General features: G+C 72.2%; 17 protein-coding genes. 3 read left to right on the top strand and 14 right to left on the bottom strand.

Translation table 11 applies throughout. The features are described from left to right. Window positions 1-105 precede the first annotated feature (105 nt). The gene (locus IF47_RS0107945) at window positions 106-1,809 is read right to left on the bottom strand and encodes a BCCT family transporter (protein WP_245641040.1); all 1,704 of its coding nucleotides are present in this window, start codon (window positions 1,807-1,809) and stop codon (window positions 106-108) included. Between the two features lie 218 nt (window positions 1,810-2,027). Between IF47_RS0107945 and IF47_RS0107940 the strand changes: the two genes are divergently transcribed. Both IF47_RS0107940 and IF47_RS0107935 read left to right on the top strand, forming a co-directional pair. Next, window positions 2,028-2,984, top strand: a complete 957-nt coding sequence (locus IF47_RS0107940) for a 5'-3' exonuclease (protein WP_051717241.1) — start codon at window positions 2,028-2,030, stop codon at window positions 2,982-2,984. Window positions 2,985-3,045: 61 nt separating this feature from the next. Continuing rightward, window positions 3,046-3,942 (top strand): siderophore-interacting protein, encoded by an 897-nt coding sequence (locus IF47_RS0107935; RefSeq protein WP_051717239.1) that lies wholly within the window; start codon window positions 3,046-3,048, stop codon window positions 3,940-3,942. Window positions 3,943-4,053: 111 nt separating this feature from the next. On the opposite strand, the gene IF47_RS0107930 is transcribed toward IF47_RS0107935, so the two are convergent. The 11 genes from IF47_RS0107930 to IF47_RS0107880 form a co-directional block, all read right to left on the bottom strand. Then, window positions 4,054-6,861 (bottom strand): DEAD/DEAH box helicase, encoded by a 2,808-nt coding sequence (locus tag IF47_RS0107930; protein WP_031507606.1) that lies wholly within the window; start codon window positions 6,859-6,861, stop codon window positions 4,054-4,056. 45 nt (window positions 6,862-6,906) lie between these two features. Next, the gene (locus tag IF47_RS0107925) at window positions 6,907-7,815 is read right to left on the bottom strand and encodes a diacylglycerol kinase (RefSeq protein WP_031507605.1); all 909 of its coding nucleotides are present in this window, start codon (window positions 7,813-7,815) and stop codon (window positions 6,907-6,909) included. 17 nt (window positions 7,816-7,832) lie between these two features. After that, on the bottom strand, window positions 7,833-8,741 hold the full coding sequence (gene tatC / locus IF47_RS0107920) for a twin-arginine translocase subunit TatC (protein ID WP_051717237.1): 909 nt from the start codon (window positions 8,739-8,741) through the stop codon (window positions 7,833-7,835). A 113-nt stretch (window positions 8,742-8,854) separates the two neighbouring features. Continuing rightward, window positions 8,855-9,133 carry a Sec-independent protein translocase subunit TatA gene (tatA, locus tag IF47_RS0107915; protein WP_031507603.1) on the bottom strand — a complete coding sequence of 93 codons (279 nt, stop codon included), beginning with the start codon at window positions 9,131-9,133 and terminating at the stop codon, window positions 8,855-8,857. A gap of 254 nt (window positions 9,134-9,387) precedes the next feature. Then, on the bottom strand, window positions 9,388-9,588 hold the full coding sequence (locus IF47_RS0107910; protein ID WP_031507602.1) for a hypothetical protein: 201 nt from the start codon (window positions 9,586-9,588) through the stop codon (window positions 9,388-9,390). A gap of 63 nt (window positions 9,589-9,651) precedes the next feature. After that, on the bottom strand, window positions 9,652-10,614 hold the full coding sequence (locus IF47_RS0107905) for a helix-turn-helix transcriptional regulator (RefSeq protein WP_031507601.1): 963 nt from the start codon (window positions 10,612-10,614) through the stop codon (window positions 9,652-9,654). Between the two features lie 17 nt (window positions 10,615-10,631). After that, a complete protein-coding gene (locus IF47_RS0107900) occupies window positions 10,632-11,621 on the bottom strand; it encodes a helix-turn-helix transcriptional regulator (RefSeq protein ID WP_031507600.1) in 990 nt (329 codons plus the stop codon). A 158-nt stretch (window positions 11,622-11,779) separates the two neighbouring features. Continuing rightward, complete coding sequence (locus IF47_RS0107895; RefSeq protein WP_031507599.1) at window positions 11,780-12,151, bottom strand: FKBP-type peptidyl-prolyl cis-trans isomerase; 372 nt, start codon at window positions 12,149-12,151, stop codon at window positions 11,780-11,782. Between the two features lie 77 nt (window positions 12,152-12,228). Next, entirely contained in the window at window positions 12,229-13,242 is a 1,014-nt protein-coding gene (locus IF47_RS0107890; RefSeq protein ID WP_031507598.1) for an FKBP-type peptidyl-prolyl cis-trans isomerase, read from the bottom strand. Between the two features lie 175 nt (window positions 13,243-13,417). Further along, window positions 13,418-14,779, bottom strand: a complete 1,362-nt coding sequence (pafA, locus tag IF47_RS0107885) for a Pup--protein ligase (protein ID WP_031507597.1) — start codon at window positions 14,777-14,779, stop codon at window positions 13,418-13,420. A 9-nt stretch (window positions 14,780-14,788) separates the two neighbouring features. Further along, the gene (locus IF47_RS0107880) at window positions 14,789-16,072 is read right to left on the bottom strand and encodes an MFS transporter (protein ID WP_031507596.1); all 1,284 of its coding nucleotides are present in this window, start codon (window positions 16,070-16,072) and stop codon (window positions 14,789-14,791) included. Window positions 16,073-16,223: 151 nt separating this feature from the next. On the opposite strand from IF47_RS0107880, the gene IF47_RS0107875 reads away from it, so the two are divergent. After that, entirely contained in the window at window positions 16,224-17,288 is a 1,065-nt protein-coding gene (locus tag IF47_RS0107875) for a LacI family DNA-binding transcriptional regulator (RefSeq protein ID WP_031507595.1), read from the top strand. 31 nt (window positions 17,289-17,319) lie between these two features. On the opposite strand, the gene prcA is transcribed toward IF47_RS0107875, so the two are convergent. Together prcA and prcB are read right to left on the bottom strand one after the other, a co-directional pair. Continuing rightward, window positions 17,320-18,105, bottom strand: coding sequence for a proteasome subunit alpha (gene prcA / locus IF47_RS0107870; RefSeq protein ID WP_031507594.1), 786 nt, complete (start codon window positions 18,103-18,105; stop codon window positions 17,320-17,322). Window positions 18,106-18,127: 22 nt separating this feature from the next. After that, window positions 18,128-18,973, bottom strand: coding sequence for a proteasome subunit beta (prcB, locus tag IF47_RS0107865; RefSeq protein WP_031507593.1), 846 nt, complete (start codon window positions 18,971-18,973; stop codon window positions 18,128-18,130). Window positions 18,974-19,074 lie beyond the last annotated feature (101 nt).

Raw genomic sequence — 19,074 nt, 5'->3', positions numbered from 1 at the left:
TCCCCCGCCCGCGGGGCGCCCCGCCCCGGAGGGATCGGGGCGCCCCGCGGGGTCCACGGGCCCGTCCGTCACCGTGCCGCGCGGGCCGGGCACGGTGGCGACGGGCTACTCGCGGCCCGACTTCACGGGCGGTTCGGCGAGGGTGCCGTTCTCCAGGCTCTCCTCCATGACGGCCACCGCCTTGGCGACGACCGACTCCTGGGCCGCCAGTCGTTTCGCCTCCAGGTAGGCCCGGCGCTCACGGTGGAACTGGACGAGCGTGGCGGCGCACATGCCGATCATCACCACGCTGAACGGCAGCGCGATGATGATCGCCGTCGTCTTGAGCGTGTCGAGGGAGGCGGTGCCGGAACCGGATGCCAGCAGCAGCGCGATGGCGACGAGTCCTGCCGAGGCGGACCAGAACACCCTGGTCCACCTCGACGGCTCGGGGGCGCCTCCGGAGGCCAGCGCGGCCACCACGTACGAGCCGGAGTCCGAGGAGGTGACGAAGAACAACACGATCAGCAGGATCGTCACGCCGGCTGTGAACGCGCCGCCGGGCAGGGTGTCCAGGAGCTGGAAGAGAGCGTTGTCGGTGCTGACCGCACCGTCCTCGCCGATCAGCCCGTTGTCGTTGCCGAACATCTGGCCGTGCAGGGCCGCGCCGCCGAACACCGCGAACCAGAAGAAGGTCAGCGCGGTCGGCACCAGCAGCACGCCGGCGATGAACTCCCGGACGGTCCGGCCGCGGGAGATGCGGGCGATGAAGATGCCGACGAACGGCGCCCAGGAGATCCACCAGCCCCAGTAGAAGACGGTCCAGCCGCTCACCCAGCCGGTGCCCTCCTCACCCTGGGAGGCACCGGTGTCGAAGCTCATCCGCAGCAGGTCCTGCAGGTAGACGCCGACGTCCTGCACCAGGCCGCTGAGGATGAACAGCGTCGGCCCCATGACCAGCACGAACAGCGCCACGACCGCGGCCAGCAGCATGTTGATGTTGGAGAGCCACTTGATGCCCCTGGCGACCCCCGTCACCACGGAGACGGTCGCGATCGCCGTGATGGCGATGATCAGAACCACTTGGACGGCCTTGCCCGGGCTGTCCACCCAACCGAGGTAGTCCAGGCCGCTGGATATCTGCAGCACGCCCAGACCCAGGGAGGTGGCCACGCCGAAGACGGTGCCGACGATCGCGACGGTGTCGATGACGTCGCCCCACCGTCCCTTGATCCGGTCCCCGAGGAGCGGTTCCAGCGTCCAGCGGATCGACACCGGGCGGCCCTTGCGGTGCACGGCGTAGGCCACGGCGAGGCCGACCACGACATAGATCGCCCACGGGTGGATGCCCCAGTGCAGGAACGTCTGCACCATGGCGAACTCCGCGCGCTCGGCCTCGCCCTCGCCCACGCCCGGCCTGGGGGAGGAGAAGAAGTTCAGCGGTTCGGCGACGCCCCAGTAGACCAGGCCGATGCCCATGCCCGCGGCGAAGAGCATCGCGAGCCAGGAACCCAGCCCGAACTCGGCCTCCTCGCCGTCCTTGCCGAGCCGGATGTCGCCGTACCGGCCGATGCCGACCCAGAGCGCGAAGATCACGAAGAGCGACACCAGCGCCATGTAGTACCAGCCGAGGTCGCCGACGATCGCGGTGTGGACCTCGCCGACGATCTCCGCCGCCCGCTCCTGGCCGACCACGGCGAAGACGACGAAGGCGGCGATGACGGCGGCGGAGGGCCAGAACACCCCCGGCGTGATCTTCCCCCCTCCCCCGATCTCCGGCGCCCGCTTCTGTCTCTCGCCCTGTTTCCCAGTTGCCTGTTGTGCTGTCACGTGCTCAATTCCTTTTGTTTCCAATGGCGTTGACGGGCCGGTGGGGGGATGCGGCCCGGCGGGGGTCCCTGCCCGGACTCGGCCGTGTCATGCGTCACAAGTGGGTCTCCGTTCCGCAAACGACCGTTACCCGAAGGTTCGGAGCGGTCCGCCGCGCCCGCGCGGCACGGCCCGGAAGGGAGAGGGGGCGTGTCGGTGGGGTCGGTCATGATGTCCCCATGACCACGCCGCGAAAGTGCCTGCTGCTCGACACCGCCTCCCTCTACTACCGCGCCTACTTCGGGGTTCCGGAGTCGGTGAGGGCCCCCGACGGCACACCGGTCAACGCGGTGCGGGGCCTGCTGGACTTCGTCGCCCGACTGGTGCGCGATCACCGTCCGGACGATCTGGTGGCGTGCATGGACAACGACTGGCGGCCCGCGTGGCGCGTGGAGCTGGTCCCCTCCTACAAGGCGCACCGGGTGGCCGAGACCGTCTCCGAGGGGCCGGACGCGGCGGGGACCTCCCCGGCGAGGTCCGTGGAGGAGACGCCCGACACCCTCGCCCCGCAGATCCCGATCATCGAGAAGGTGCTGGACGCGATCGGCATCGCACGCGTCGGCGCCGACGACTACGAGGCCGACGACGTCATCGGCACCCTCGTGCGGCGCGCCACGGGCCCGGTGGACGTCGTCACCGGCGACCGGGACCTGTTCCAGCTCGTCGACGACGCGCGCGGCGTGCGGGTGCTCTACCCGGTCAAGGGCATGGGCGAGCCGATGGTCGTCGACGAGGCGGCCCTGCGCGAGAAGTACGGCGTGGCGAGCGGGGCGGCGTACGCGGATCTGGCGCTGCTGCGCGGCGACCCCAGCGACGGCCTGCCGGGCGTCCCCGGTGTCGGCGAGAAGACCGCGGCCCGACTGCTGGAGGCCCACGGGGATCTCGCCGGCATCCTGGCCGCGGTCGACGACCCCTCCGCCAAGCTCACCCCCGCCCAGCGCGGGAAGCTGGCGGCGGCGCGGGAGTACCTGGCCGTGGCGCCGAAGGTGGTGCGGGTCGCGGACGACGTGCCGCTGCCGGAGTTCGACGCCGCGCTCCCCACCGAGCCCCTCCACGCCCAGGAGGTGGAGGAGTTGGCCGAGCGGTGGGGGCTGGGCGGCTCGCTGCGGCGGCTGCTGGACGCCCTCGCGGACTGACCCGGCGACCATCGGGTAGGTTGGGTTAGGCATACCTAACCAAGCCGTCCGAGGGAGTTCCGTGGCAGAGCGTCCGACCCGTCGTACCCCACGCACCACCCGGGCCCGGGTGGTGCGCAAGCGGTACCTGAGCCCGCGGATGATCCGGGTGGTGCTCGGCGGCGAGTCCCTCGCCGACTTCCCGGCGGGCGCGTACACCGACCACTACGTCAAGCTGCTGTTCCCGGCCGAGGGCGTGCGGTATCCCGAGCCGTTCGACCTCGCCGCCGTCCGCGCGAGCCTGCCGCGCGACCAGTGGCCCGTCACCCGCACGTACACCGTGCGCGCCTGGGACCCGGCGGCGTGCGAGCTGACCGTGGACTTCGTCGTCCACGGCGACGAGGGCCTGGCGGGTCCCTGGGCGGTGCGCGCCGAGCCGGGTGACGAGGTCCTCTTCCTCGGGCCCGGCGGCGGCTACCGCCCCTCTCCGGAGGTCGACTGGCACCTGCTCGTGGGCGACGAGAGCGCGCTGCCCGCCATCGCCGCCTCACTGGAGGCGATTCCCGGCGGGGCGCCGGCGCGTGCCTTCGTCGAGGTCGCGGGCCCGGAGGAGGAGCAGGAGCTGTCCCTGCCCCCGAACGTGGACCTGCGGTGGCTGCACCGCGGCACCGCGCGGGTCGGCGACCGGCTGGTCGAGGCGGTGCGCGCGCTGGTCTTCCCGCCCGGCGAGGTGCAGGCGTTCGTCCACGGCGAGGCGGGCTGGGTGAAGGAGCTCCGCCGCCACCTGCGCGTGGAGCGGGGCGTGCCGCGCGAGCGGCTGTCCGTCTCCGGCTACTGGCGTCTGGGCCACGACGAGGACGGCTGGCAGGCGTCGAAGCGGGAGTGGAACGCGCGGGTGGAGGCGGAGCAGGAGGGCGCGTCGGAGGCCCCCGACGCCGGCGTGCCGGCCGGCCCGCGGGGCGGCGCGGCGGGGCACTGACCGGGGTGCGGGGGGCTCCGCCCTGCGGTCGACGCGCCCCCGCACATGCCTCCGGCCCGGTACGCGGTGTCGACCGCGTACCGGGCCGGAGGTTCGCTCGGACGCGGGGCGTCAGCCGACGGAGCTGTAGGCCACCACGCCGCGCAGCAGCTTGTCGACCGCCCGGCGGGCGTTGCGCGCGACCGTGCCGCCCGGCGGGGCCGCCGCGGCGATCTGGCCGAGGACGTCGACGAGTTGCTTGCACCAGCGCACGAAGTCCCCGGCGGGCATGTCGATCTCCCGCAGCACCGCGTCCAGGCCGTCGCCCTCCGCCCAGCGATAGGCGGCCCAGGCGAAGCCGAGGTCGGGCTCGCGCTGGCCGACGCCCTCGGTCTGGTTGATCCGGTGCTCCTCCTCCAGCGCGTCCAGCCGGCCCCAGATGCGGACCATCTCGCCCAGGGCGTGCTTGGCCCCGCCTCCGGGCAGGGTGGGCGGCAGCGCGTCGTCGGCGTTGCGGGACTCGTAGACCAGGGCCGAGGCGCAGGCGGCCAGTTCGGTCGGGGACAACCCCTCCCAGACGCCCTCGCGCAGGCACTCGCTCGCCAGCAGGTCCAGCTCGCCGTAGAGCCGCGCCAGTCGCCTGCCGTCCTCGGTCACCTCGTCGCCGCGCAGGTAGCCGAGGTCGGTCAGCAGGGCGTAGACCCGGTCGAAGGTGCGGGCGATGGTGTTCGTCCGGCCCTCGATGCGGCGCTCCAACTGGCGGGTGTCGCGCTTGAGACGGTGGTAGCGCTCGGCCCAGCGGGCGTGGTCCTCACGCTGGTCGCAGCCGTGGCAGGGGTGGGCGCGGATGGCCTTGCGCAGCCGGGCGATCTCACCGTCGTCGACCGCCGCCGCGCGCTGCCTGCGGCGGTCGCGAGCGGGCTCGTGGTGCCCGGCCTTGGTCCGCAGCGCGGAGGCCAGGTCCCGGCGGGACTGCGGGCTGCGCGGGTTGAAGGACTTGGGAATCCTCATCCGCTCCAGCGGCTCGACGGGCACCGGGAAGTCGACGGAGGCCAGTCTCTTGACCTGGCGTCCGACGGTCAGCACCAGCGGGCGCGGCCCGTCGTGCTGGTCCCAGCCGCGGTGCCCCGGGCTGCGTCCGGCCGGGACGCCCGGGTCCAGCACCAGCGCCAGTCCGGCGAACTTCCCCGTGGGGACGTGGATCACGTCGCCCGGCCGGAGCCTCTCCAGGGAGTCCGTCGCCGCCGCGCGCCGCTGGGCGGCGCCCTGCCGGGCCAGCTCGGTCTCGCGGTCCTTCAACTCGCGCCGCAGCCGCGCGTACTCCTCGAAGTCGCCGAGGTGGCAGGTCATGGCCTCGCGGTAGCCCTCCAGGCCCTCCTCGTTGCGCTGCACCTTCCGGGAGATCCCGACGACCGCGCGGTCGGCCTGGAACTGGGCGAAGGAGGTCTCCAGCAGCTCGCGCGAGCGGTGCCGCCCGAACTGCGAGACCAGGTTGACGGCCATGTTGTACGACGGCCGGAAGGAGGAGCGCAGCGGGTAGGTGCGGGTGCCGGCGAGCCCGGCCAGGGCGCCCGGGTCCATGCCGCGCTGCCACAGCACCACCGCGTGGCCCTCGACGTCGATGCCCCGCCGTCCGGCGCGGCCGGTGAGCTGGGTGTACTCGCCGGGGGTGATGTCGACGTGCTGCTCGCCGTTCCACTTGACCAGCTTCTCCAGCACCACCGACCGGGCGGGCATGTTGATGCCCAGCGCCAGTGTCTCGGTGGCGAAGACGGCCTTGACCAGACCGCGGACGAACAGCTCCTCGACGACCTCCTTGAAGGTGGGCAGCATGCCCGCGTGGTGCGCGGCGATGCCCCTCTCCAGGCCCTCCAGCCACTCGAAGTAGCCCAGGACGTGCAGGTCCTCGTCGGGGATGGAGGCGGTGCGCTCCTCCACGATCTCCCGCACCCGCGTCCGCTGCTCCGCGGTGTTCAGCCGCAGCCCCGCGTAGAGGCACTGCTGCACGGCCGCCTCACAGCCGGCGCGGCTGAAGATGAAGGTGATCGCGGGCAGCAGCCCCTCGGAGTCCAGCCTCTCGATCACCTCCGGACGGCCGGGCGTCCAGATGCGGTTGCGCTGACGCCGCTCCCGCTCCCGGTCGGCCTCGCGCAACGGCTTGCCACGGCGCCGGTCGCGGAAGGCGGGCAGTCGGCTGTTCTCCATCTGGGCCATGCGCACCAGGTCGGGGTTGACCTCGCGCCGGCCCTTCCGCTCCTCGAACAGGTCGTACATCCGCCGACCGGCCAGCACGTGCTGCCACAGGGGCACGGGCCGGTGCTCGGAGACGATCACCTCGGTGTCGCCGCGGACGGTGTCCAACCAGTCGCCGAACTCCTCGGCGTTGGAGACGGTCGCGGAGAGCGACACCAGGGTCACCGAGTCGGGGAGGTGGATGATGACCTCCTCCCAGACGGCGCCGCGGAAGCGGTCGGAGAGGTAGTGGACCTCGTCCATCACCACGTATCCCAGGCCGTTCAGCGCCTGGGACCCGGCGTAGAGCATGTTCCGCAGCACCTCGGTGGTCATCACCACCACCGGCGCGTCGGAGTTGATGCTGTTGTCGCCCGTCAGCAGGCCGACCCGCTCCGCGCCGTAGCGTTTCACCAGGTCGTTGTACTTCTGGTTGGACAGCGCCTTGATGGGCGTGGTGTAGAAGCACTTGCGCCCCTGGGCCAGGGCCAGGTGGACGGCGAACTCGCCCACGATCGTCTTGCCGGAGCCGGTGGGCGCGGCCACCAGCACGCCCTTCCCGGCCTCCAGTGCCTCGCACGCCTCGATCTGGAACGGATCCAGCTCGAAGTCGTACATCTCGCGGAAGGGAGCCAGGGCGGTGGCCTGCTCGGCGGCGCGTTTCCGAGCGGCGGCGTAACGCTCCGCAGGGGACATGTCCTCGGTCATCGTACTTACGAGCCTACCGGCCGGCGCCGACAGAGCACCCGATCTTCACACGGCGCCGGTCGGCGGCGCGGTGAGCACCCGCACCGCTCGGGGCACCGCCTCGACCGTCAACGGCAACGGTCCCAGCGGCTCGCCGTCGGCGTAGCCGGTCACCCCGGGCGCCTCCAGGGTGACGCGGGACACCCGGTGGACGGTCACCGCCGGGTGGTCGAGGTGGGTGCCGGAGTAGACGCGGGGGAAGACCCGCAGCAGGGTGGTGCGGCTGCACGCGCCCACCACGGTGACGTCCAGCAGCCCGTCGTCCAGGCGGGCTCCGGAGCAGATCCGCATCCCGCCGCCGTAGGAGGGACCGTTGCCGACCGCGACGAGGGTGGCCTCCACCTCGCGCGTCGGCCCGTCCTCGAACGTGAGGCGGTAGGGGATGGGACGCAGGGAGGCCAGCTCGACCAGCATCGCGATGTCGTAGCGCAGCCGGCCGGCGGGCCGGCGCATGCGGTTGCCGCGGTCGTTGACGCGGGAGTCGAAGCCCGACGCCAGCACGCTGCCGAACCAGCGTCCGCCGACGCGGCCGAGGTCGACCGTCCGCTCGTGCCCCGCCTTGAGGGCCTCGGCGATCACCCGGCCGGCCCCGGCCGGGTCGCGGACGGGCAGGCCGAGGGTGCGGGCGATGTCGTTGCCGGTGCCGACCGCGACGACGCCCAGCGGCGTGTCCGTTCCCGCCACCGCCTGGAGGGCGAGCGAGACCATGCCGTCCCCGCCGACGGCGATCAGGGCGCCGGTGCCCGCGCGGACGGCCTCGCGCGCCCGCGTCAGCGCGTCGTCGGCGATGACGCCGACGACCGTCCGCACGGCGAAGCCCGCCTCCCGCAGGACACGGGCGGCGGGCTGGGCGGCGTGCGCGCCCCGACCGCGGCCGGCGGTCGGGTTGACGAAGAGGGTGATCTCGCTGGTCACGCGCGGACGATACCCGCTCAGGTGGCGTCGTCGTAACCGTTCCGCCTGGTCGGGCCGGTGTCCGAGCCGGTTTCGGGCAGCGTCGCGGGGCCGTCGATCGGCTCGGTCGCGCCGACCTTCTCCGGAGTGTGGTCGAGCGGGGACGCCTCGTCGTCGCTCAGGCCCGCGTAGGGGTCCTTGCGCTTGCGGCGGCGGTCGTTGAGCAGACAGACCCCGACGGCGGCGAAGTACAGCAGCACGATCGGCAGGGCCAGGGCGCCCATGGTCAGCGGGTCGCCGGTCGGAGTGGCGACGGCGGCGAAGATCGTGATGGACACCACCATGATCCGCCACCACCCCAGCAGCTTGCGTCCGGGGAGGATGCCGCCGAAGTTCAGCATCACCAGCAGCAGGGGCAGCTCGAAGGCGAGCCCGAAGACGATCACCAGTCGGGTGACGATGTCGAGGAAGTCGTCCAGCGGGATGAGGTTGCCGGCGGCCTCGGGGGTGAAGCCGATGAGGGCCTTGGCCGCGGCGGGCAGCGTGAGGTACGACAGGTAGGCGCCGCCGAGGAAGAGCGGTACGCCGGCCCCGACGAAGGCCCGCGCGTACTTCTTCTCGTGGCTGTGGAGACCGGGCGCGAGGAAGGCCCACAGTTGGTAGAGCCACACCGGGGAGGCGAGCACCACGCCGGTGGTCAGCGACACCTTGAGCATGATCGTGAAGGGCGCGATCAGGCCGTTGACCGTGATCTCGGCGCAGGCCTCGCCCTCCTTCGCCGCCCGGCCGAAGCCCTCGGTGCAGCCGACGGTCTCACGGACGGGCTCGGTGATGAAGTCGGCGATCTGCTTGTAATAAAGCATCGCGACCACGGTGACGGCCAGGATGGCCAGCACCGACTTCATCAGACGGTTGCGCAGCTCCCGCAGGTGCTCCGCGAGCGGCATGCGCCCTTCCGGATCTCTCTGCGGCTTCCCCTGTTTACGGGCGGACTTGAGCAACCCATGTCCTCGGTGTCAGTGGTCTGGGAGTGTGCGAGCGCTGTGCGCGACCGCTCGGGTCAGTTCTTGCCGGCCTGCTGGTTGGGCTCGGCCACCGGACGGGAGCTGGTCACGTCGCCGGGCGCGGCCTGGATGGTCTTGGGCGCGGCCTGCTGGGCCGAGGTGTCCTGCTGGGCGGCCGCCTCGCCCTCGCTCTCCTTCTTCATCGCCTTGGCCTCGCTCTTGAGGATGCGGGCCGACTTGCCGAGCGAACGGGCCATGTCGGGGAGCTTCTTGGCGCCGAACAGCAGCAGGATGACGAGGAGAATCAGAACGATCTCCATGGGCCTCAGGTTCATGTGCCACTACCTTCTCGCAGGGGCGGCGTGTCCGTGCCTGCCCTACTGATTCGGACGGGTTCCTCGTGCTGGTGCGCTGACAGCGATCGTAACCCCGGGGGGTGAACAGGGGGCAATGCCTCTGCGTCATCCCGGTGGCCGACCACGGTCGTCGGCCGCGCACCATCTTGAAGAGTACAGTCCCCGCCCTCCGGTATGGAGAGCGCGCCGGACCCGGTGTTCCACCGGGGGACGGAACGCGGTGAACGCCCGGTTCAGCGCTCGGTCCGTCCCGCCCGTGCCGCCAGGGGGGTCGCGGCCCGCTCCAGGTCCTCGGCGGCGCGGGCGAGGCGCTCACAGCCGTCGCCGACCGCGCGGGCGAGGCGCCGCACCTCCAGCCCGACCCGTACGGCGAGCACGCCGAGCACGGCGATTCCGCAGAAGGCGAGTGCGAGGAAGAACATCGGCCAGGCCATGGGGCGAGCGTAGTGGACGGCCCGGTTCCGCGGCCGTCCAGGGCTCGTTCAGGGCTCGCGGTGTCAGTCCCCGTACGCCGCCAGCGCCGCCCGCGCCGCGTCGCGGGCGCTGTCGGCCAGTTCCTCGGGCGCGACGATCCGGCCGTCGCGGCCCAGCCGCAGGGCGAGGCGCTTGAGCGAGGCCGGGTCGGGGGTGCGCAGGGTGATGCGCAGGCCCCCGTCGGGGAGTTCCTCGGCGCTGTCGTGCGGGTAGTACTCGGCGACCCAGCGTCCGCCCGGCCCCACCTCGACGACCACCTCGGGGTCCGAGGCGGAGGGCTGGACCAGCCCCTCGGACAGGTCGCGCGGCTCGATGGGCGGCGGGTCGGAGGGCTCGTCGAGGAGCTTGATCTCCGCCACGCGGTCCAGTCGGAAGGTGCGACGCGCCTCGCTCAGCCGGCACCACGCCTCGACGTAGGTGTGGCCGACGGCGAAGAGCCGGATCGGGTCGATCTCGCGTTCGGTGAGCTCGTCGCGCGCCGGCGAGTAGTAGCGGATCCACAGCCGGCGCCGCTCGGCGATGGCCCGGTCCACGTCCGCGAAGACCCCGCCCTCGGACTCGAAGGTGACCGACAGCCGGGAGCTGGCCCCGGCGCTCTCGCCCGCCGCCGCCTCGATCTTGGCGGTGGCGCGCTGGAGGGCGTCACGGTCGCTCTCGCGCAGTCCGGGCAGGGTGGCGACGGCCCGGGCGGCCACCAGCAGGGCGGTGGCCTCGTCGGCGGCGAGCCGCAGCGGCTCGCCGGTGCCGGAGCCGACCGCGTCGGCGTTGTGCCACCAGATCCGCTCGCCGTCGGTGTCGATGTCGAGGAGGTCGCCGCCGCGGAAGCTGGTGCCGCACATCGGCAGGACGTGGAGGTCGGAGATCAGTTCGTCGGTGGTGATGCCGAAGGCGCGGGCGACGTCCTCCACGCGGGCGCCGGGGCGCTCGCGCAGGTAGGTCACCAGGGACAGCATCCGGCGGGTCTGGTCGATGGCGTTGGTTGCCACGGTGGTGACTCCCCTTCTCAGCCCTTGGCGACGGCGCGCAGCCGGTCCACCACGTCGGCCCGCAGCTCGGCGGGCTCCAGCACGATCACGTCCGGTCCGAACTCCACGAGCCAGGCGTCCAGCCCGTGGCCGTAGGGAATCTCCAGTTCGTCCCAGCCGTCCCCGACGTCCCGCACCTCGCCGGCCTTGGCCCGCAGCGGGTAACCGGCGCCCTGCCGCAGCCGGATGCGGGCGGTGGCGGTGGCGATCTCCCCGGCCCAGCGCTCGACGGTCTCGCGGACGGTGACGTGGTCGGGCACCTCGGCGGTGTAGGCCCCGGCGCGGGACCGGACCGGGCCGGTGATGCGGGACAGTCGGAAGACCCGTTCGGCTCCCCGGTCGCGGTCGAAGCCCGCCAGGTACCAGTGGCCGCGCCAGCACTCCAGCGTCCACGGCTCGACGTGCCGGGTCTCGGGGCGGGCGGCGTTGGACTTGCGGTAGGCGAAGGTGACCGGACGCCGGTCGCGGCAGGCGAGCATCAACGGCTCGAAGGCGGGCTCCCGGGCGGGGATGCGCGGTTCCAGGGCGCTGTGGCCGCCGTAGGGGTCGTCGGCGCCGTCGGTGTCGGCCAGCGGCATCCCGGCGGCGCGCAGCTTCTGCAGGGCGCCGCTGGCGGCGCCGGCGAGGCGGGCCTGCTGCCAGACCTTGGCGGCCAGGGTGAGGGCGGCGGCCTCCTCGGCGTCGAGGGTGATGGGCGGGAGGCGGTTGCTGTCGCGGCGGGCCTGGTAGGCGATCTCGCCGTCCAGGTTCTCCACGGTCTCGATGACCATGCCGAGCTCGCGCAGGTCGTCCTTGTCGCGCTCGAACATCCGGTTGAAGGCGTCCTCGCTCCCGGCCCGGCCCAACCCTCCGCCGACCTCCAGGTACGCCTCGATGGACGCCCTCAGTTCGCGCTTGGTCAACGGGCGCCGGGCCCCCAGCAGGCACAGCGCCAGATTCATCAGCCGCTCGGCCTTGGCAATGGCCATCGACGCCCTCTCTCGTGCTCGTCCCGATCGTCGACCGTACCGCTCGGGGGTCGCCTGGGACAAAGCCGGGGCCCGTGCCGTACGACACGGGCCCCGACCGTGGTTCCCGGTGGTCCGGCGGGATGTGCGTGTCCGCCGTTCCCCCGGTCCCAAGGGTCTCAGACGGAGACCAGGTCGCAGACGAAGATGAGCGTCTCGCCCGGCTTGATCCGAGCGCCGGCGCCCCGGTCGCCGTAGGCCAGGTGCGGCGGGATGGTGAGCCGGCGACGACCGCCGACCTTCATCCCCTGGACTCCCTGGTCCCAGCCGGGGATGACCTGGCCGATGCCCAACTGGAAGCGCAGCGGGGCGCCGCGGTTCCAGCTCGCGTCGAACTCCTCGCCGGTGGAGAAGGCGACGCCCACGTAGTGCACGGAGACGGTGTCCCCCGCCTTGGCGACCGGTCCGTCGCCCTCCCAGATGTCCTCGATCTCCAGGTCCGCCGGGGGCTCGCCGCCCGGGAAGTCGATCTCGGGCTTGTCGATGCTCACGAAATTGCTCCTACGAAGTTCTTCGGTCGAACCGGGTCAGTCTCGCAGACCCGCCCCTCGGGGACCGTCGAAGGTCGTCAGACCTTGCCGACGATGTCCACGACGAACACCAGGGTGTTCTCCGACAGCTCCGACTGGCTGCCGCCGTAGGCCAGCTCCGGCGGGATGACCAGGAGCACGCGGTCGCCGACCTTCTTGCCGACCAGGCTCTGGTCCCAGCCCTTGACGACCGAGCCCGTGCCGATCTGGAAGGCGGTGGCGCCTCCGTGGTCCCAGGAGGAGTCGAACTTCTCGCCGTCCTCCCACTTGACCCCGGTGTACTGCGCGATCAGGCCCTCGCCGGCCTTGACCTCGGGACCGTCGCCCTCGATCAGCACCTGCTGCCTGAGCTCCTTCGGCGCCTTCTCGCCCTTGGGGACGGTGATGGTGGCGGCCTTCTGCTTGCCGACCTTCACCTCGGGCATGCCCTCCTCGACGGGGGCCTGCTCGCCGCCGACCTCGGCCTCGGCGTCGGTCTTGGTGGCGGCGACGGCGTCGACCACCCAGACCATGCCGTCCGACTCCTGGATTCCGGACTGCGGGTTGAGTCGGTCGCCGATGATCGCCTTGGCGGTGCCCTCGACCAGGACGCGGCTGCCGGTCCGCTCGCCGACCATGGCGTCCATGACGGACACGGGGAGCATCTGCTGGTCCTCGCCGAGTCGGACGACCAACTGGGTGTGGGCACCGTCCTCGGACCCGCCCGACTGCTGGTTCCAGGTGTTGATCAGCTCCTGGTCGCTGCCGGTCATCCGGGCGAAGACGTCCACCCGGACGAAGTCGCCCTTGGCCATCTTGTCGCCCTTGCCCGCGGTGACCACCTTCGTGGCCGCCTCGTCGGGGGCCTCCGCGTCCTCCGGGACGGTGACCTTCGGCTTCTCGCCGACCTCGCCGGTGACCTTCGTGGCGGCCTGGGGGGAACCGCCCTCGTCGCCGGAGCCGCACGCCGCGGTGAAGAACAGGGCGGGGACGATCAGGGCCGCGGCGACGCGGCGACCGACCGTTCCGAGGGGGCGGGGATGGGGGGGACGTGCCCCGGGAGTTTGCTGCATCAGTCCAACTCGTGGTGTAGGAGGTGTCCGGGCGTTCCGGGCGCGTGTCGGCCACTCTACGGGCCGCCCGGCCCACCTCCCACAACTCCCGGAAGAACCGATTTCGTTCCCGGGCGCCCGCCACCGGGTGCCCGGGAACGAGGGATCGCGGCGCGAGGGCTCGCTCGCGCCCCGGTCACATTCCGGCGATCAACTTCTCCACGCGCTCGTCCACCGAGCGGAACGGGTCCTTGCACAGCACCGTGCGCTGGGCCTGGTCGTTCAGCTTCAGGTGCACCCAGTCCACCGTGAAGTCGCGGCGCTGTTCCTGGGCGCGGCGGATGAAGTCGCCGCGCAGCCGGGCACGGGTGGTCTGCGGCGGCACGGACTTGCCCTCGAAGATCTTGACGTCGTTGCAGACCCTGGCCGCCTGCCCCTTCCGCTCCAGCAGGTAGTACAGCCCGCGGCGGCGGTGGATGTCGTGGTAGGCGAGGTCTATCTGGGCGACCCGCGGATGCGACATGGTGATGTTGTTCTTCGCCCGGTACCGCTCGATGAGCTGGTACTTCATCACCCAGTCGATCTCGGTGTTGACCTTGTCGAGGTCCTGGGTGCGGACCGCCTCCAGGGTGCGTCCCCACAGTTCCAGGACCTGGTCCACCACGCCCGTGCGGATGCCCCGGCGCTCGCAGAAGTCGACGGCCTTCTCGTAGTACTCCTGCTGGACCTCCAGGGCCGAGGCCTCGCGTCCGTTGGCCAGCCGGACCTTCCGCTGGCCGGTGATGTCGTGGCTGACCTCCCGGATCGCCCGGATCGGATTCTCCAGGGTCAGGTCGCGCATGACCGTGCCCGCCTCGATCATGCGCAGCACCAGGTCGGTGGCGCCGACCTTCAGCAGCATGGTCGTCTCGGACATGTTGGAGTCGCCGACGATGACGTGCAGGCGCCGGTAGCGCTCGGCGTCGGCGTGCGGTTCGTCGCGGGTGTTGATGATCGGCCGGGAGCGGGTGGTCGCGGAGCTGACGCCCTCCCAGATGTGCTCGGCGCGCTGGCTGACGCAGTAGACCGCGCCGCGCGGGGTCTGGAGCACCTTGCCGGCGCCGCAGATCAACTGTCGGGTGACGAGGAACGGGATGAGGACGTCCGCCAGGCGTGAGAACTCCCCGTGCCGGGCCACGAGGTAGTTCTCGTGGCACCCGTAGGAGTTGCCCGCCGAGTCGGTGTTGTTCTTGAACAGATAGACGTCGCCCGCGATGCCCTCCTCGTGCAGGCGGCGTTCGGCGTCGACGAGGAGTCCTTCGAGGATGCGCTCGCCCGCCTTGTCGTGGGTGACCAGTTCGATCACGTTGTCACACTCCGGAGTGGCGTACTCCGGATGCGAGCCCACGTCGAGGTAGAGGCGTGCGCCGTTGCGGAGGAAGACGTTGCTGCTACGGCCCCATGACACGACACGGCGGAAGAGGTACCGCGCCACCTCGTCAGGAGACAGGCGCCGCTGTCCCCGGAACGTACACGTGACGCCGTACTCGTTCTCCAGCCCGAAGATTCGGCGGTCCATGAGTGAACATTACGCCTGTTGCCCACTTTTGAAACCGACCTCGGTGGTCCCGTTCCGATCACGTTCCCCCCGGGTGAGGGCGTCGGAGGCGGTGGCGGGGGCGGTGGCAGGGGTGGCGGCGGGGGCGGTCAGGACGCGGCGTGTCGCAAGGAGGACGAGCAGCGCGGCGAGGCCGCCCGCGCCGGCGACGGAGAAGCCCCCGGCCGGGCCGCCCCACTCGATGACCGGGCCCACCACGGCCGTGCCCGCCGACGCGCCGACGCCGAAGGCGGTCACCAGCCAGGAGAACGCCTCGGTGACCGTGCCCGTCGGCGCGTGCCGGTCCACCACGACGAAGGCGCAGGCCAGGGAGGGCGCCAGGAAGACGCCGGAGACGCCGGCCAGGACGGTCATCGCCACCGGCCCGGGGACCAGCACCAGCGGCAGGTAGCCCACCGCCAGGGCCGCCACCAGCGCGCGCAGCCGCGACTCCGGTTCGCCCGACCACCTCCGCCCTCCGTAGAACAGGCCGCCGACGAGGGCCCCGGCTCCCAGCGCCGAGAGCAGCCAGGTGGAGATCAGGCTGTCGCCGTGGTCTTCGGCGTAGGCGACCGCGGCCACCGCGATCGTCCCGAGGGCCAGGCCGACGAAGAAGAACGCGCCGAGCAGGGCGAGCAGGGCGCCGGAGCGGAGGGCGCCCAGCCAGTGCGCCTCGCGCGGGGCCGAGCGCCACCGGCGGGAGGGCGGCGAGACCACCACGGACAGCGCGCCGAGGACACCCAGCGCGTTGATCACCAGCAGGGCGGCGGCCTCGTTCCAGACGGCCACCAGCACCGTGACGGCCAGCGGCCCGAGGGTGAACATCACCTCTTGGGCGACCGCGTCGAGCGCGTAGGCGGCGTGCACCCGGTCGGGACGCCCCAGGACGCCGGGCCACAGGGCCCGCAGAGCCCCCTCCAAGGGCGGGGTGAACAGTCCGGCGACGGCCGTCGCGGCGCAGGCGACCGGCAGGGGGTCGATGCCGACCACGGCGAAGGCCGCCATGCCGAGTCCGGAGAGCAGCGCGGCGGGCAGCATCACCCGCGGCTGGCCCCACAGGTCCACCGCGCGGCCCAGCAGCGGCTGACCGACGGCGTTCGACAGACCGTAGACGGCCGACAGGACGCCCGCCAGCGTGTACCCGCCGCCCTCCGCCCGGGTGAACAGCACGATGGCCAGGGCGGCCGTGGCGTTCGGCAGACGCCCGACCAGGGTGCCCACGAGCAGACGCATCGCGTGCCTGGCGCGCAGCAGGTCGGCGTAGCCCGTCGCCATGCGTCGGCTCCTCTCCCCCGGTTCCCCCGGCACTCGTGAAGTGTTACGTATAACGTGCTCCGTCATACGTATCATGAGGCAACCCCGGCGGTCCATGCCGGGCCGCCGGCGCCCCTCTTCCGATCACCTCACGTCCGCCTCGGGAGCAGCCATGATCACCGACCGTCCCCGGCCGACGAGTCGGGACGTGGCGCGCGTGGCCGGGGTCTCACAGGCCGCCGTCTCCCTGGTGCTGCGCGACAAGTGGCGCGGTCGGGTGTCGCCGGGGAAGGCCGAGGCGGTGCGCGCGGCGGCACGCGAACTGGGCTACCGTCCCAATCCGGCCGCGCGCAACCTGCGCCTGGGACGGACCCGTACCGCCCTGCTGGTCGTCCCGGCGCTCACCAACGAGTTCTTCGCGCGCCTCCACGCGGGCACCGCCCGGGTGGCCGCCGAGCACGGTTTCGGCGTGGTGCTCTACCCCTCCCCGGAGGGGGTCGGGCCCGCGCGGGACCCCTTCGGCTCCGCGAGCGCCGCCCTGGACGGCGTGATCGCCTCGTCGATGGCCGCCGAGGCACTGGCCGCCCTGCGCGCGGGCGGCGATCCGCCGCTGGTGATGCTCGACAGCGAACCGGAGCGGACCCGGGCGGCGGCCACCGTCAACCTCGACATCGCCGACGGCATGCGGCAGGTGGTGGCGCACCTGCTGGGGTTGGGACACCGCCGACTGGCCCACATCGCCGCGGACGTGGCCTCCTGGACCTTCGAGGTGCGCGCGAAGGCCCTGGCCGGGTCCGTGCGCGCGGCCGGGTGCGAGCCGCCGCCCGCCCGAGCCGCCGCGCTGACCGTGGCCGACGGCATGCGCGCCGCCGTGGAGGCGCTGACGGCCGATCCCCGACCGACCGCGCTGGTGTGCGACGACGACCTGCTCGCCGCGGGCGCCTGCAAGGCGGCCCGCCGGTTGGGCCTGCGGGTGCCGGAGGACGTCTCGGTCACCGGCTTCGACGATCTCTCGCTCGCCACCGCGCTCGAACCGGAGCTGACGACCGTGCGACTGCCCGCCGAGGAGGCGGGCGCGGCTGGGATGCGGGCCCTGCTGGCCGTCCTGGACGCGGAGAGCGGCGAGAACGTCACACCGGGTGGTCCGGCGGAGACCACCACCCTCCCCGTGACGCTGACCGTACGGGGCTCCACCGCCCCACCGCCAAAGACGCCCGCGCGCCCCGGCGGGCGCTGAGCGTCGCCGGGGCGCGGGCGTCGAGGTGGGATCACTTCCCCGAGGCGTCCCCCGGGGTCTCCGGGGACCCGGAGGACTCGCCCCCGGTCTCCTCCTCCGCTCCGGAGACGGTCGCACCGCCCCCCTCCAGCAGCCGGGAGAGCTGACGGCCCAGGATGCGCTTGAACTTGCGCTGCCGGGGCCGGGTGCGGTCCAGGACGGCGACCTCCAACTGGTCGGCGGTGAGGGTGCGCTCGCCACCGTTGTTGTCCCGGCTCAGGGACTCCACCGCCAGCTTCAGCGCCTCACCGAGGGTCATCCCGTCCCGGTGCCGCTGACCGAGGTAACTGCTGATCTGGTCGGCGTTGCCGCCGACCGCCACCGAGCCGTGCTCGTCGACGATCGACCCGTCGTGCGGCAGTCGGTAGATCTGGTCGTCCTCGGGGCCCTCCCCCACCTCGGCGACGATCAGTTCCACCTCGTACGGCTTCTCCGCCACGCTGGAGAAGATGGTGCCCAAGGTCTGGGCGTACACGTTGGCCAGGCCCCGCGCGGTGACATCGGTGCGGGCGTAGGTGTAGCCCCGCAGGTCGGCGTAGCGGACGCCGCCGATGCGCAGGTTCTCGAACTCGTTGTACTTGCCCACCGCCGCGAAGGCGATCCGGTCGTAGATCTCGCTGACCTTGTGCAGTGCGCGAGAGGGGTTCTCGGCGACGAACACGATGCCGTCGGCGTACTGCAACACGACCACGCTGCGGCCGCGCGCGATGCCCTTGCGGGCGTACTCGGCGCGGTCCGCCATGGCCTGCTGGGGTGAGACATAGAACGGCGTCGACACCGGCTATCCGTCCCTTCCTGTGTTAGAGCACCGGGGCCTGGGGCCCGTTGGGCGACTGGAGCCGGCCGTCGTGCACCGAACGGGCGACCTCGGCGACCTCGTCGTCGGTGAGCTTCCGGAAACCGTCCTCCGTGATCACCGAGACGACGGGGTAGATGCGGCGGACGAGGTCGGGGCCGCCGGTCGCCGAGTCGTCCTCGGCGGCGTCGTACAGGGCCTGGACGACCACCGTGGTCGCCTCCTCCTCGGTGAGGTCGTCCCGGTGGAGCTTCTTCAGGGAGCCGCGCGCGAAGACCGAACCGGACCCGACGGCCGCGAAGCCCAGCTCCTCGGAGCGTCCGCCGGTCACGTCGTAGGAGAAGATGCGGCCCTTCTCCCGGTCGATGTCGTACCCCGCGAACAGGGGGATCACCGCCAGGCCCTGCATCGCCATGCCGAGGTTGCCGCGGATCATCGTGGACAGGCGGTTGGCCTTGCCCTCCAGGGAGAGGGTGGCGCCCTCCACCTTCTCGAAGTGCTCCAGCTCCAGTTGGAAGAGCTTGACCATCTCCACGGCGAGCCCGGCCGTTCCGGCGATGCCGACCGCGCTGTACTCGTCGGCCGGGAAGACCTTCTCGATGTCGCGCTGGGCGATCATGTTGCCCATCGTCGCCCGTCGGTCACCCGCCAGCACCACGCCGCCGGGGAAGGTGGCCGCGACGATCGTCGTGCCGTGCGGCGCCTCGACGGCGCCCTTCACGGGCGGCAGCGGACGGTTGCCGGGGAGCTGCTCGGGCGCGTGCTCGGACAGGAAGTCCAGGAAAGAGGACGAGCCCGGCGTCAGGAAGGCAGCCGGCAGACGCCCTGAGCTACGAGTGTTGGCTTCCACACGTTTCCTTCCACCAGATCATGAGACCAGATCGTCGAACACTGCACGGACCTTACCCGGGGCGGCGGATGTCATCCGTCCCGCACCCCCGCCGGCGCGGG

Source organism: Streptomyces megasporus (assembly GCF_000718985.1).
Taxonomy (GTDB): domain Bacteria; phylum Actinomycetota; class Actinomycetes; order Streptomycetales; family Streptomycetaceae; genus Streptomyces; species Streptomyces megasporus.
This window is presented reverse-complemented; position numbering and strand designations above follow the sequence as displayed.

Bases quoted from the DNA above. Each gene is read 5' to 3' on its own strand.
- IF47_RS0107940 (WP_051717241.1), top strand. From the start codon at position 2,028: ATGACCACGCCGCGAAAGTGCCTGCTGCTCGACACCGCCTCCCTCTAC.
- IF47_RS0107930 (WP_031507606.1), bottom strand. From the start codon at position 6,861: ATGACCGAGGACATGTCCCCTGCGGAGCGTTACGCCGCCGCTCGGAAA.
- tatC (WP_051717237.1), bottom strand. From the start codon at position 8,741: ATGCCGCTCGCGGAGCACCTGCGGGAGCTGCGCAACCGTCTGATGAAG.
- tatA (WP_031507603.1), bottom strand. From the start codon at position 9,133: ATGAACCTGAGGCCCATGGAGATCGTTCTGATTCTCCTCGTCATCCTG.
- IF47_RS0107910 (WP_031507602.1), bottom strand. From the start codon at position 9,588: ATGGCCTGGCCGATGTTCTTCCTCGCACTCGCCTTCTGCGGAATCGCC.
- IF47_RS0107900 (WP_031507600.1), bottom strand. From the start codon at position 11,621: ATGGCCATTGCCAAGGCCGAGCGGCTGATGAATCTGGCGCTGTGCCTG.
- IF47_RS0107890 (WP_031507598.1), bottom strand. From the start codon at position 13,242: ATGCAGCAAACTCCCGGGGCACGTCCCCCCCATCCCCGCCCCCTCGGA.
- pafA (WP_031507597.1), bottom strand. From the start codon at position 14,779: ATGGACCGCCGAATCTTCGGGCTGGAGAACGAGTACGGCGTCACGTGT.
- IF47_RS0107880 (WP_031507596.1), bottom strand. From the start codon at position 16,072: ATGGCGACGGGCTACGCCGACCTGCTGCGCGCCAGGCACGCGATGCGT.
- IF47_RS0107875 (WP_031507595.1), top strand. From the start codon at position 16,224: ATGATCACCGACCGTCCCCGGCCGACGAGTCGGGACGTGGCGCGCGTG.